This window comes from Oryzisolibacter propanilivorax (assembly GCF_900103645.1).
GTDB lineage: Bacteria > Pseudomonadota > Gammaproteobacteria > Burkholderiales > Burkholderiaceae_C > Melaminivora > Melaminivora propanilivorax.
The window spans coordinates 36,181-50,194 of record NZ_FNHP01000008.1; the positions used below are offsets into that span (position 1 = coordinate 36,181).

Here is a 14,014-nt window from a genome sequence, read left to right on the forward strand (position 1 = left end):
CTTCCGTCCCGCACAGGAGCTGCACCCCAGTGGACCGTCACGTCACCCCTTCGGCCGCCCAGCCCCCTGTCAACCCTCCCTCCTTCCTGTGGTCCGGAGGCGAGCTCGGCGCCCTGATGCGGGAATACGACTGGCAGTCCTCGCCCCTGGGTCCACCGCAGGGTTGGCCGCAAAGCCTGAAGACGGCGGTCGGCATCATGCTGACCTCGCGCCAGCCCATCTGGATCGGCTGGGGTGCGCAGCTGATCTACCTCTACAACGATGCCTACCAATCGATCATCGGTGCCCGGCATCCCTGGGCGCTCGGGCGCCCGATATCCCAGGTGTGGCGCGAAATCTGGACCGAGATCGAGCCCATGCTGCGGACCGCCATGGGCGGTGTTGAGGGCACGTACGTCGAGGAGCAGCTCCTGATCATGGAGCGCAACGGCTATCCCGAGGAGACTTACTACACCTTCTCCTACAGCCCGATTCCGGATGACGACGGCAGCCCAGGCGGCATCATCTGCGCCAACACCGACGACACCCGGCGCGTCATCGGCGAGCGCCAACTGGCGCTGCTGCACGAATTGTCCTCGCGTGTCGCCGACGCGCGCACGCGCGAGCAGGTCGTGCAGCGCACGGCCGCGGCGCTGGCCACCAATGCGCGCGATCTGCCCTTTGCCCTGCTGTACCTGGAGGAACCAGGCAGCGGCGCGCTGGCGCTGGCGAGCGCCGCCGGCATCGTGCCGGGCCATGCGGCGGCGCCGGTGCGCATCGGGTCGGCCGACGAAGCAAGCGGCTGGCCGCTGGCCGATGGGCTGCACGCCCAGCAGCTGCGGGTGGTCGGCGACCTGGCGCAGACGTTCCGCGATCTGCCCACGGGTGCCTGGGGCGTGCCGCCCAGCCAGGCCGCGGTGCTGCCGCTCGGCGGCGCAGGCGCTTTGGGGCAGGGGGGTGCGTTGGTCGTGGGGCTGAACCCGTACCGCCAGTTCGATGCCGACTACCAGGGCTTCCTGCACCTGCTGGCGGAGCAGGTGGCGGCCGCCCTGGCCAACGCCGACGTGTACGAGCAGGAGCGCCAGCGCGCCGAGGCACTTGCTGCCATCGACCAGGCCAAGACGCAGTTTTTCACCAACGTCAGCCATGAATTCCGCACTCCCCTGACCCTTATGCTGGGGCCACTGGAGGACTCTTTGGCACAGGCCGCGCGCCTGCCCGAGGACGAGCGTGCACGTGTCGAGATCGCGCACCGCAATGGCTTGCGCCTGCTCAAGCTGGTCAACGCGCTGCTGGATTTCTCGCGCATCGAGGCCGGCCGGGCACGCGCCCAGTTCCAGCCCACCGACCTGTCGGCCCTGACGGCCGACCTGGCGAGCAATTTCCGCTCGGCCACCGAACAGGCGGGCCTGCGGCTGGTGGTCGACTGCCTGCCGCTGCCCGAGCCGGTGTTCGTCGACCGGGAGATGTGGGAAAAGATTGTCCTGAACCTGCTGTCCAACGCCTTCAAGTTCACCTTTGTCGGCGAGATCGCCGTAGGCGTGGCGGTGGTGGCAGGCGCGGCGGTCGTCACGGTGCGCGATACGGGCACCGGCGTGCCGGCGCACGAGCTGCCGCGCATGTTCGAGCGCTTTCACCGCATCGAGGGTGCGCGCGGACGCAGCTTCGAGGGCAGCGGCATCGGTCTGGCGCTGGTGCATGAGCTGGTGCAGTTGCAAGGCGGCACGATCACGGTGACCAGCCAGGAAGGGCAGGGCACCACATTCACCGTCGCGCTGCCGCTGGGCAGCGCCCACCTGCCGCCCGGGCACGTCCAGCCCGCCCACGACGCGGGCTCGACCGCAGTGCGCGCGCGGGTGTATGTGGACGAGGCACTGCGCTGGCTGCCGGGCAGTGCGCCGGCTTCGGCCTTTACAACCGCTACCGTGGACGGGCATGACCCGGCGGCAGGGATGACCGCCGCAGGGGAGGCCGCACACATCCTGCTGGCCGACGACAACGCCGACATGCGCGACTACATCGGCCGGCTGTTCGCCGGCCGCCACCGGGTGGAGGCAGTACCCGACGGGCAGGCAGCGCTGGAGGCACTGCGCGCGCGCCGCCCTGACCTGGTGATCACCGACCTGATGATGCCGCGCCTGGACGGCTTCGGCCTGCTGCGCGCCATCCGCGCCGACGCGCAGCTGCAGGACCTGCCGGTGATCGCCCTGTCCGCGCGCGCCGGAGAGGAAGCCAGCGTCGAGGGGCTGGACGCTGGCGCGGATGACTACTTGGTCAAGCCGTTCTCACCGCGCGAGCTGGTGGCGCGCGTGGACGCGAACTTGAAGCTGGTGCGCCTGCGCCGCCAGGCCACCGCCGAGCTGCAGACCAGCGAACAGCGCTTTCGCGCGCTGGTCAACGCCAGTTTCGACGTGGTGTACCGCATCAGCGCTGACTGGCGCGAGCTGCGCCAGCTGGTCGGGCGCGGTTTTTTGACCGACACCGCGCAGCCGCGGCGCGACTGGCTGGACGACTACCTCTACCCGGAGGACCGCCCGGCCGTGAACGCCGCCATCCGCCAGGCCATGCGCGACCGGAGCATGTACGTGATGGAACACCGGGTGCGGCGCGCCGACGGCACGCCGGGCTGGTCCGCGGCACGGGCCATTCCGATCCTGGACGAGGACGGCCAGGTGCTGGAATGGTTCGGCATCGCCACCGACATCACGGCGCGCAAGGAGGCGGAGCAGGCGCTGCAGCAGCTCAATGCCACGCTGGAGCAGCGCGTGGCCGAGCGCACCCAGGAGCGCGACCGCATCTGGCGCGTCAGCCGCGACATGCTGGGTGTGGCCGACCCGCAGGGCGTGTGGCTGAGCGTTAACCCGGCCTGGACGCAGGTGCTGGGCTGGAGCGAGGACGAGCTGGTGGGCAAGACCTCCGAGTGGCTGGAGCACCCTAACGACCGCGCGAAGACGCGCGCCGAGGTCGGGCGGCTGGCCGAAGGCCTGACCACGGTGGACTTCGAGAACCGCCTTCGCGCGCGCGACGGCGGCTACCGCTGGCTGTCCTGGACCGCCGTGCCCGAAGGCGGCCTGCTGTACTGCACGGCGCGCGACGTCACCGCGGCGCACGAGCAGGCCGAGGCGCTGCGCCGCGCCGAGGAGCAGCTGCGCCAGGCGCAGAAGATGGAGGCGGTGGGCAAGCTGACCGGCGGCGTGGCGCACGACTTCAACAACCTGCTGCAGGTCATCGGCGGCAACCTGCAGCTGCTGCAGCGCGACATCGCCGGTCAGGAGCGCGCCGAGCAGCGCGTGCGCAACGCGCTGGGCGGCGTGGCGCGCGGCTCCAAGCTGGCCTCGCAACTGCTGGCCTTCGGGCGGCGCCAGCCGCTGGCGCCGCGCGTGGTGCACCTGGGGCGGCTGGTGCACGACATGGACGACATGCTGCGCCGCTCCCTGGGCGAGAGCATCGACATCCGCACGGAGGTCGCCGACGGGCTGTGGAATGCCTTCGTCGACACGGTGCAGGTCGAGAACGCCCTGCTGAACCTGGCGATCAACGCACGCGACGCCATGCAGGGCCATGGCCGGCTGACCATCGGGGTTGGCAACGCCCTGCTGGACCAGGAACAGGCCCCCGAGGGCGGCCCGACCGCGCCCGGGCAGTATGTGCGGCTGGCGGTGACCGACACCGGCGCAGGCATCCCGCCGGAGGTGATCGATCAGGTGTTCGAGCCGTTCTTCACCACCAAGCCCGAAGGGCAGGGCACCGGCCTGGGCCTGTCCATGGTGTACGGCTTCGTCAAGCAATCGGGCGGGCACGTGCACCTCACCAGCCAGCCCGGATGTGGCACCACGGTGTCGATCTACCTGCCGCGCACGCACGAGGCCGAGGCTCTGGTGACCGACGTGGACACCGGCCCCGCCGTGGGCGGCACGGAAACCATCCTGGCGGTGGAGGACGACGAGCAGGTGCGCGCGACGGTCGTGGAGATGCTGTCCGACCTGGGCTACCGCGTGCTCAAGGCCGACAGCGCCGATGCGGCGCTGGCCATCGTCGAGAGCGGTCTGCCGATCGACCTGCTGTTCACCGACGTGGTCATGCCCGGCACGCTGCGCAGCCCCGAGCTGGCACGCAGGGCGCGCGAACGACTGCCGGAGATCGCCGTGCTCTTCACCTCGGGCTACACGCAGAACGCCATCATGCACGCCGGGCGGCTGGACTCTGGCGTGGAGCTGCTCAGCAAGCCCTACACCCGCGAGCAGCTGGCGCGCAAGGTACGCCATGCGCTGCGCGGCCAGCAGCAGCGCGGCAGCGCACAGGACGCCGCTGCTGCTGCCCCGGCCCCGGGGCGCGAACCCGGGGCAGCGACGCCGGGACCCGCGGGCAGGGCTGCGCCGCTGCGTGTGCTGCTGGTCGAGGACGAGGAGCTGATCCGCACCATCACCGCCGACATGCTGGCCGACCTGGGGCACAGCGTGCTGCAGGCCGGTGATGCGGCGCGTGCGCTGCAGTTGCTCGAAGGTCAGCCGGTGGACGTGCTGATCACCGACATCAGCCTGCCCGGACGCTCGGGCACCGAGCTGGCCGCCGAGGCGGCGCGGCGCATCCCCGGGCTGCGCGTGGTGTTCGCCTCCGGCTACGACCCGGTGACGGTGGCCCCCGGCGCGTGGAGCGTGCCGCCCGTGCACCTGCAAAAGCCCTATGGCGAGAACGAGCTGACCCAGGCGCTGCAGGCCGTGATGCGCTGAGGCCGGTCACGGCCCTGGCGCCGTGGTTTCAGGTCTTTTGTGCCGCCGGTCGGCATGAATAAACGACGGTCTGCTATTGTTTTGGTAGTTGACCGGAGAGCGGCGGGGGCCGGATGCGCGCCAGGTGTTCGGCCAGCGTGGCGGCCGACAGCTCGCCACTGCGCACCGCCGCCAGCCGGGCGTCGGCGCCGAAGAACAGCGTGGTCGGCAGCGCGCGGTGGCCGAGCCGCTGGCCCAGCTCCGAGCGCACATCCAGCAGCACGTCCGCCTCGGGCAGCCCCTGGGCGCGGGCAAAGGCCAGCACCACCTCGGGCGCCTCGCCCTGGTCGACCCACAGGAAGCGCACCTGCGGGTGCTGCTGCTGCGCCTGGCGCAGCACCGGCATCTCGCGCCGGCACGGCGGGCACCAGCTGGCCCACAGGTTGACCACCAGCGGCCGGCCCTGCAAATCGGACAGGCGCACGCTGCGCGCGTCCAGCGCCACGCCCTGCCAGTCGGGCAGGGTGATCGGTGTGCGCGGCTGCGCCAGCCGCAGGGCTAGCTGGCCGGCGAGCCACAGGCAGGCGCCGGCCGCCAGACCCGCGGCCACGGCGCGGCGCGCGGGGCGGCGGCGCAGCCACAGCACGCCGGCATACACCGCGCCCGCGGCCCAGCCCCAGATGGGTGCCCAGCCGCCGTCGCGGATGTCCAGCGCCGTCCAGGGCGCGGCGGCGTAGTCGCCGGCGTAGCGCAGCACGAAGGCCAGGCGCGCGGCGGCCAGCACCGCCAGGGCCAGCGCCCAGGCGTGCGGGCCGGGCGGCAGGCCGGCGCGGCGCAGCAGCCGGTCGTGCAGCGTGCTGCCGCTCAGCCAGGCCAGCAGCGCCAGCAGCCCCGCCCAGGGCAGCACCAGCGGGCCCAGCGTCAGCATCTGCGCGTGCATGGAGGGTTTCGGTGGGTCATGGGATCGCTCCTTCGGGCGGCAGGGCGCCGGTCTGCACCGGCCAGCGCAGCCGCGCGCACAGGCCGGGATCGGCCGGCTCCAGCACCAGCGTGCCGCCGGCGCTCTCGGCGATGCGCTGCACCAGCGTCAGGCCCAGGCCGCTGCCGCCGCTGCTGCTGGCGCCCTTGCGCCAGAAGCGCTGTGTCGCCTGGGCGCATTCCTCTTCGCTCAGGCCCGGGCCGTGGTCGCGCACCCGCAGCTCGACCGCGCCGTGCGGCTGCCCGGGCCAGCGCAGCAGCGCCAGCGTGCATTCGACCGGCGCGTCGCCGCGGTGGTGGCGCAGGGCGTTGTCCAGCAGGTTGCCGGCAGCGCTGGTGACGAGCGCGGGGGGCACGGCCAGCCGCACGTCCTGCCAGGCGGCCGGGTCGTCGGGTACGTGGCGCAACGCGATCGGCGATGCATCGCCGCGCTCGTCCTGCGCGCGCTGGGTGGATTGCTGCAGCGCCAGTTCCAGCGCCTGCAGCAGCTCGGGCCCTTGGGTGGTGTGCGCGCCGGCCGCCGGGTCCGTGCTTTCCAGGCGGGCCAGGTCGAGCAGTTGCTCCAGCGTGCCGTGCAGGTGCGCGATGCCGCGCAGCGCGTCGGCCAGGGCCGCGTCCGCCAGCACCGCGCGGCCGGGCGCGGCCAGCGCCATCTGCGCCACCTGCACCTGGGTCTTGATGGCGGTGAGTGGCGTGCGCAGCTCGTGCGCGGCGTCGGCCGTCCAGCGGCGTTCGTGCTCGATGGCGCTGCGCGCGCGCGCCAGCAGGGCGTTCAGGCTGGCGACCAGGGGCGCGAGTTCGCGCACGTCGCGCCCGGCCTGCACGGGGGTGTCGGCGCGCGGCTGGCGCGCGCGCAGCTCGCGCCCCAGCGCCGCCAAAGGGCGCAGGCCGCGCCCGACCAGCCACCACACCAGCAGCCACACGCCGGCCAGCGCGACGGCGAAGGTCAGCACCAGCGAGCGCATGGCCGACTGCGCCAGCTGCGCGCGCTGGTCCAGCCGGTCGGCGGTGGCCACGCGCAGCTCGCCGTCCTGCAGCACATAGGTGCGCCAGGCCTTGCCGCCCTTGGTGACATGGCCGAAGCCCGGTGCGCCCAGGGTCGAGTGCGCTGGCGCGTCGCCGGTGCGCGCTAGGGGCAGCACCTCGACCTCGCTGCGCACCAGACTGACCTCGCAGGCCACGCCGTCGCGGGCGATCAGCGAGTCCAGGTGCGCCGCATCGTCCGGCGACGGCGCGCCGCCGGCGCCGGGCTGCGCGGCGGGCTGGAACTGGTGCACGATGCTGGCGACCATCTTGGCCGAGGCCACCAGGCGCTCGTCCAGCATGGCCTCCAGTTCGGCCTGCAGCACGCCCACGCGCCACCAGCCGACGACGCCCCACAGCACGCAGGTGGCCAGCGCCAGGCCGAGCACCAGGCGGCGGCGCAGGCTGTGGGTGGGCGGCGTGCCGGCGGCCGGCGCGCCAGAGGGCAGGGGGTTCATGCGGTTGGATGCGGAAGGTCGGCGCCGCAGCCCTCGCCCAGGCGAAAGCCCAGGCCGCGCACTGTGTCCACCACGCCGGCGCCGAGCTTCTTGCGCAGGTGGTGCACGTGCACGTTCACGGTGTTGCTGCCGACCTCGCCGTCCAGCCCGTACAGGCGGTCGTGCAGCTGCGCGGTGCTGAGCACCCGCCCGCGCGCCTGCACCAGCGCTTCGAGCAGCGCCCATTCGCGGCGCGACAGCTCCACCGGCTGGCCACGCAGGTGCACGCTGGCGCCGGCCATGTCGATCTCGCACGCGCCTAGCGTGACGCGGTCGCTGGCACGGCCGCCGGCGCGGCGCACCAGGGCCTGCAGGCGCAGGGCAAGCTCGGGCAGGTCGAAGGGCTTGGTCAGGTAGTCGTCCGTGCCTTCCTCGAAGCCGGCGACCTTGTCCTGCAGGGTGCCGCGGGCGGTGAGGATGAGCACCGGCATGGCCAGGCCGGCGGCGCGCCAGCGGCGCAGCAGGTCCAGGCCGTTGCCGTCGGGCAGGCCGAGGTCGAGCACGCAGGCGTCGTAGGTGCGGGCGCCGATGTGGGACTGGGCGGCGGCGGCGGTGGGGGCGATGTCGGCGTGCAGGCTGTGCAGCTCCAGGCCGGTGCGGATGCCGCTGGCGACGAGCGCGTTGTCCTCGACGATCAGGATGTGCATGGCTGGATGATGCCTCGTTGGTGGTGTGGGGCGGGTGGCTCGTTTTTGATGTTGCTGGCCGGGACTCGCCCCGGCGGGCGACCTCCTTTTCTTGCACGAGCAAGAAAGGAAGCAAAGGACACGGCCCCACGGCTGCGACCCCTTCGCTGGCGCGAAGGGGCAGACCTGGGGCGGGACGCTTGCGGGGTGGGCCGCAGAACTCACTGCGCTGCTGCGCAGCTCCGTTCAAACAGCTGCGGCCAGCTAGATGACGAAGCATGGGCGCTGCGACGCCCATGCCCCCCCGCCAGCGCCCCGCCCCAGGCGCAGCCTTAAAGGGGCGAAGGCGGGAGCGGGGAGAGGCCGGCGCTGCGCGCGGCCTGATGACAGACAGCGGCCCTCTTGCTCCCTCGCCCCCGCCAGGGGGAGAGGGCGGGGGTGAGGGGGCGATGGTTCGGGCGCTGCGCCTGTACCAGCCCTCCCACCCTCACCCGAGCCCTCTCCCGCCCTGCGGGAGAGGGAGTGAAGACCACGCGGCGCGGCTGTCCCGGCTGTTTGGCTGTTCCTTCTCCCGACCACCCCCTTCAAAGGCTGCCCCCACGCGCGACAGCGCGTGGGGGACGCAGCCTGCGGAGCACGTTTCTTTGCCTACTTTCTTGTCGTGCGACAAGAAAGTAGGTAGCCCGCCGGGGCGAGTCCCGGCCAGCCACCTCCAACAAAGACCCAAGGGCAAAACACCCTCAAGCCCGCACCAACAAAACGCAACCAGCTATCAAAAAGAAGCGCCCTCACACCTTGCGCACCCGCACCGGCAACCCCTGCCGCACCACCGCCCCTGACACCCAGTCGATCCACACGTTGTCCTTCTCCGGCCGCGTCGGATCCGTGAACCCCAGGTCGTTCAGATTCACCCCCTGCGCATGCTGCGGGTTGTGCGCCGTCTCCTTGCCATCGATCCGGTGCGCCGCCGCCCCCAGCTGCCGGTGCCCATACCCGTACTCGATGGCCACCGTCCCCCGCGCCACGCCACTCCTCACCAGCGCCACCCCCTGCACCCTGGCCCCCGGCGTGCTGACCTCGATCGCATCCCCGTTGGCGATGCCAAAGCGCGCCGCATCTTCCTTGTGCAGGCTGATCGGGTTGTGTGGGTGCACCTGTCGCAGCCGCTTGACGCCGATCGACATGCTGCTCATCAGATTCGACTTGTACGAGCTCATAGTCAGCGGCCATTCCGACTCGGGATAGTGCTCGCGCATGGCCGAGCCGTCCGCAAAGCGCGTCGGGAACCACGTCGGGCAACCCATGTAGCGCTCGCCCGTCATCGAGTGGCGCATCTTCGCCAGCCCCTCGTGCCAGATCTGCACCGGGAATTTGTACGCCGCCTTGATGTGGTCGTCCTTCCACGACTCGTCCACCGTGTCGAAGCGCCCGCCGCGGCTCATGACCATGGCGACGCGGCGCACTTCCTCGTCTTTGAGGCGCTTTTGCACCTCGGGCATCCAGCGCGCGAGGCCGGTGATCTCGATGTCGTCGTCGCTCGCCTCGGGCACCGGGCGGCCGGCCTGGTAGGCGATGTTGGAGATGCCGCGCACGTAGAAGTCCTCGGCGCATTCCAGATCGACCGGCTCGCCGTCCTTTGTGCTCATGCCGCCCTTGCCGAAGCCGGGCAGCTCCAGTTCCTTGGCGATGGCGAACAGGAAACTCTCCAGGTTCACCGGCCGGCCGTCGGCGGTGCGCGCGGTGGCGGGCTCGACCACCGGCCAGCGCACGGTCGAGGTCTTGGCGATCACGTCGGCCCAGGGCGCGCCGATGCCCCAGCTCTCGTACGTCACCGTGTCCGGCACGATGTAGTCGGCCAGCGCCGAGGTCTCGTTGATGAACGGATCGACCGAGACAAACAGCGGCAGCTTCTTCACGTCCTTGATCGACGGCACCACGGCGTGCTCGAAGCCGGCGATGGAATACACCGGATTGGCCATGTGATTGATCCACGCCTTGAGCGGGTAGGGGTAGCCCAGCAGGCCCGCCGCCACCATCTCGCTGCTCATGTTGCCCGGCGCCGGGTACCACGGCGCGCGCGCCGGGTAGGGGTTCTGGCCGGCCTCCTTCTTGCGCTTGAACTCGCTGGTCTTCTCGTACGGGAAGCGCGTGCGCGACAGGGACACGCCGGTGGGTTTTACTTGGCCGTCGAATTTTGCGAAGTTGTAGCGCGGGCCGGGGCCGAAGGGGCCGAACGGGCCAGCGTCCATGACCCAACCGCCCTTGACGTTCAGGTTGCCGATCAGGTTGTTCAGCATGGCGATCGCATAGGCCGTGTAGAAGCCCGAGCCGCTCATGGTGCCGCCGTGCGAGTTGGCCACCGCGCGCTTGCCGTGGCTGGTGAACTCGCGCGCCAGGTCCTCGATCTCGGCCACGGGCACGCCGCAGATGTCGGAGTATTCCTGGATCGTCTTGCGCCGCGCCTCGGTGCGCAGCATGACGAGCGACGAGCACACCGCCACCGGGGCGGGGTCTTCGGTGGCGTCTGCTGCGCGCGGCAGGGTGAAGCTGCGCTCGACGAAGATCTCGGCGGGCTGGGCCGTGGTGTGGGCGCTGAGGCTGCCGTCGGCCAGCTGCACCACGTACACGTCCTCGGCCGGGGTCTTCTCGTCCACCGGCGCGGGCAGGGGCAGGCCGATGTCCGCGCCGCGCAGAAACTGTCCGTGGCGCGGGTGCTTCGGGTCGTTGATCAAGAGGTGCGTGGCGTTGCTCCACGACGCCTCGCCGGCGGCGGCCATGGCTACCGGGCCGGGCTGCGACAAAAAGCGAGCGTCGTAGCGCTCGTGGTCGATGATCCAGCGGATCAGCGCCATGGCCAGCGCCAGGTCGGTGGTCGGCTTGATGGGAATCCAGCGGTTGTTGTCGCCCGCGGCGTGGCTGGACGAGGTCGGCAGGATGGGCGAGATGACGACGTACTGGTAGCTGTTGTCCTCGCGCGACCGGGCTTCCGCCAACTCGCGGCCCATGCGCTGGAACGGGTTGCCCGCCTGCGCCGGCGCCGTGCCCAGGAACAGGCCGAAGCGCGAGTTCTTCCAGTCCGGCTTGCCGTGCGGCATGCCGGGGATGTTGCCCAGGGCGGCGGCCGTGCCCACGCGGTAGGTCTGGCCACAGTACGCGCCGTGGTTGGCGAAGTTCACCGTACCAAACGCCGGGCCGGCGAAGCGCTTGATGAGCGGCGTGCGACCTTCGTTCGAGGCATCGGTGAAGACCAGCTGGTTGGACTTCGGCCCGTACTCGGGGTTCGCCTCGTCGATCAGCGTCTTGACGTCGCGGATCTGCTTCAGGCCGTCCACATGCCCTTCGCCGAACAGGTCGCCGCCGTGGCAGACCTCCTGGATCAGTTGCTCGAACGAGATGCTCTGCCACTGGCCCGAGCCGCGCGGGCCGACGCGCTTGAGCGGGGTGCGCACGCGGTAGGGCGAGGTCTGGTGCTCCAGCATGGCCGAGCCGCGGGCGCACGATGTCGCGCGGCCTTCCAGGCCGTGGTCGCCGCCGAGCATGGCGTAGACCTCGCGCACGGGCGCGCCCATGGGCGCGGCGTTGGTCGTGGCCAGCGGGTGGTAGGGGTTGCCGGCGATGCGGATGATCTCGCCCTTGTGCGTATCGACGCGTACGCGCACGCCGCACTGCGTCCAGCAGCCCAGGCAACTGCTGGGACTGACCACCTGGCCGGGCTGGGTGGTCAGCTTTCCGCTGACCGGGTCGATGCGGAACTCGGGCGTGAGCGAGTTGCCGCGCGTGGCGCTGGGCGTGGTAGTGCCGGCGCTGCCGGTCATCAATCCCTTGGCGCCCTTGGCGACCACTTCGCCATAGCCGGCGGCAAAGGCCGTCAGGCCACCGGCGACGGCGCCGCCGCGCAGCAGCAGGCGGCGACGGCGCACGTCGGGCTCTTGGGCTTCAGGCGTGGGGGCGGTGCGGGGGGGCTTCTTGTCGGTCATGGAGGACTCTCTTTCCATCGGGGATGCGCGGGCAGAAAGCTATGTTTTCAGTAGCTGCAGGCGCTTGTTGTTCATGGGTGCAGGGCGGTTTTGATGCGTGCTGGCTTCACTCCCTCTCCCCGTGGGGGAAAGGGCGGGGGTGAGGGCCGGTTCGGGCGCCGCGCCCGCTGCCGGCCGCCACCCTCACCCCCGCCCTCTCCCGCCAGCGGGAGAGGGAGCCAGAGGCGGGCGCCAGGCTCATGCGGCGGCGCGTTGCAGCGCTGGCTGCTGGCGCGACGGCCACACTTCCAGCGCCCAGCTGGCCGCAGCCACCAGCGCCACGCACAGGCCCAGCACGCCCAGCATGCCCATCAGCCCGTCGCTGCCCAGCGGCATGCTGTACAGGTACAGGCCGGCGCCGAACTTGGGCACGCCCTGTACGCTCATGAACAGCGCCCAGCGGAAGGCCCAGGCCGAGGCGGCCAGGCCCAGGCCCAGGACCAGGGTGTAGCCGCGGCGGTCCAGGCGCCACTTGCCGCGCACCAGCGCCGCCATCACCGCCACGCCGCCGATGGCCGACAGCAGCATGCCGTCGCGCCAGACCGGGAACTGGCGCACCAGGCGCAGCGCGGCGTCGAACGAGGCGTTGCCGCCCATCAAGCCGGTGGCCGCCCACAACAAGGCGACCAGCACCAGCGCGGCGGCCAGCCACAGGCCGATGGCGCGCAGCAGCTGCAGGCTGATCGCATCAGGCCGCTGGTGCGCGGGCAGAAAGCGCTCCAGGATGAAGGCCACGCCCACGGCAGCCAGCCAGCCGGTCAGCGCCAGGTTGATCGGCACCCACAGCGTGTTCCACAGCGGGCGCGCGCGCACCACCATCATCTCGGCGCCGGTGTAGAGCGTGATGCTCAACGCCGACAGCACCAGCAGCGGCGCCAGCAGCCGCAGCCACTGCACGCGCCCCAGCCACCAGGCAGCGCAGGCCGCCAGCGACAGGCCGATGAAGGCCGGCAGCAGCAGCGCGCCCACCGACATCCACGACCAGGGCGTGAAGTGGGCGTAGAAGTGCCAGAAGCGAAACGGCTGGTGCAGGTCGGCCAGCAGCGACACCGGCGCGGCAATGGCGCTCACGGCCAGCACCAGCACGGCGGTGGGCAGCAGGCGGCGCAGGCGCGTGCCCGCGCTGCCGTAGCTGCAGGCGGCCACCAGCAGCGCCGCTCCGGTGGCCACGCCGACCAGGAAGAAATATTGCACCGCCCAGGGCAGCCAAGCCACGTCGTAGGCGGGGGTGAGCAGTTCGGTGATCTGCATGGGGTCCTCTCTTGTCTTGTGCTGCGCTCGGTCAGTGCTCGGCCACCAGGCGCACGCTGGCCTGGCCGTCGACACCGTTGACGAACTCGTCGGGCAGGCCGATGTAGAACACGCGCGGCTCGGTCTTCATGCCAGGTTTCAGCACCTTGGTGCCTTCCTTGTGCGCGGCCATGCGGCGGTTGATTTCGCTGTTTGGGTCGTTCAGGTCGCCGATGACGCGCGCGCCGCCGACGCAGCTCTCCACGCAGGCCGGCAGCAGGCCGACCTCCAGCCGGTGCTCGCAGAAGGTGCACTTGTCGGCGGTCTGCGTCTCGTGGTTGATGAAGCGCGCGTCGTACGGGCAGGCCTGCACGCAGTAGCCGCAGCCCACGCAGCGCTCGTTGTCCACCAGCACGATGCCGTCGGTGCGCTGGAACGTGGCCTGCACCGGGCACACCGGCACGCAAGGCGGCTCCTCGCAGTGGTTGCACAGGCGCGGCAGGCTGACCATGGCGGGCATGGAGCCGTCGGGCTTGTCGATCTCGTACTGCAGCACCGTGGTGCGGAACTGGCCGATGGGCGGCTGGTTCTCCACTGAGCAGCTCACCGTGCACGCCTGGCAGCCGATGCACTTGCGGATGTCCACCAGCATGCCAAAGCGCTTGCCTTTCATGCCGGGGCGGCGCGGCGGCTGGGTGGTGCCGGGCAGGCTGACGGCAGCGGCCGGGCCGGCGGCGGCGGTGAGGCCGAAGGCGGTGGCCAGGCCGACCAGTTCCTGCAGGAAGGTGCGCTTGGTGGCCGGGGCGGAAAGGGGCGTCTCAGGGCGTGGGGCAGAGATATGGTCGGGCATCGGGGTATTCACTCTTTATTCAATGCGTGACCCCGATTATGGTGATTTGCTCGGATTATTTATTGACGACAATCAAGCGCGGACTTGGATATTCAGGATGCATTCT

General features: G+C 71.1%; 7 protein-coding genes. 1 reads left to right on the forward strand and 6 read right to left on the reverse strand.

Translation table 11 applies throughout. The features are described from left to right. The first annotated feature begins 116 nt into the window (after positions 1 to 116). Entirely contained in the window at positions 117 to 4,709 is a 4,593-nt protein-coding gene (locus tag BLQ61_RS17645) for a response regulator (RefSeq protein ID WP_091571063.1), read from the forward strand. 73 nt (positions 4,710 to 4,782) lie between these two features. Here BLQ61_RS17645 and BLQ61_RS13050 read toward each other — a convergent pair whose 3' ends face one another. The 6 genes from BLQ61_RS13050 to dsrO form a co-directional block, all read right to left on the reverse strand. After that, on the reverse strand, positions 4,783 to 5,628 hold the full coding sequence (locus BLQ61_RS13050; protein ID WP_091571066.1) for a TlpA family protein disulfide reductase: 846 nt from the start codon (positions 5,626 to 5,628) through the stop codon (positions 4,783 to 4,785). Between the two features lie 16 nt (positions 5,629 to 5,644). After that, positions 5,645 to 7,147 (reverse strand): ATP-binding protein, encoded by a 1,503-nt coding sequence (locus BLQ61_RS13055; RefSeq protein WP_091571069.1) that lies wholly within the window; start codon positions 7,145 to 7,147, stop codon positions 5,645 to 5,647. Then, complete coding sequence (locus tag BLQ61_RS13060) at positions 7,144 to 7,833, reverse strand: response regulator (protein ID WP_091571071.1); 690 nt, start codon at positions 7,831 to 7,833, stop codon at positions 7,144 to 7,146. The genes BLQ61_RS13055 and BLQ61_RS13060 overlap by 4 nt, the downstream gene beginning before the upstream one ends. 767 nt (positions 7,834 to 8,600) lie before the next feature. Beyond that, positions 8,601 to 11,789 carry a tetrathionate reductase subunit A gene (locus BLQ61_RS13065; RefSeq protein WP_091571074.1) on the reverse strand — a complete coding sequence of 1,063 codons (3,189 nt, stop codon included), beginning with the start codon at positions 11,787 to 11,789 and terminating at the stop codon, positions 8,601 to 8,603. A 237-nt stretch (positions 11,790 to 12,026) separates the two neighbouring features. Beyond that, positions 12,027 to 13,079, reverse strand: coding sequence for an NrfD/PsrC family molybdoenzyme membrane anchor subunit (gene nrfD, locus BLQ61_RS13070; RefSeq protein WP_091571077.1), 1,053 nt, complete (start codon positions 13,077 to 13,079; stop codon positions 12,027 to 12,029). A gap of 31 nt (positions 13,080 to 13,110) precedes the next feature. Next, positions 13,111 to 13,908 (reverse strand): sulfate reduction electron transfer complex DsrMKJOP subunit DsrO, encoded by a 798-nt coding sequence (gene dsrO / locus BLQ61_RS13075; protein WP_091571080.1) that lies wholly within the window; start codon positions 13,906 to 13,908, stop codon positions 13,111 to 13,113. Positions 13,909 to 14,014 lie beyond the last annotated feature (106 nt).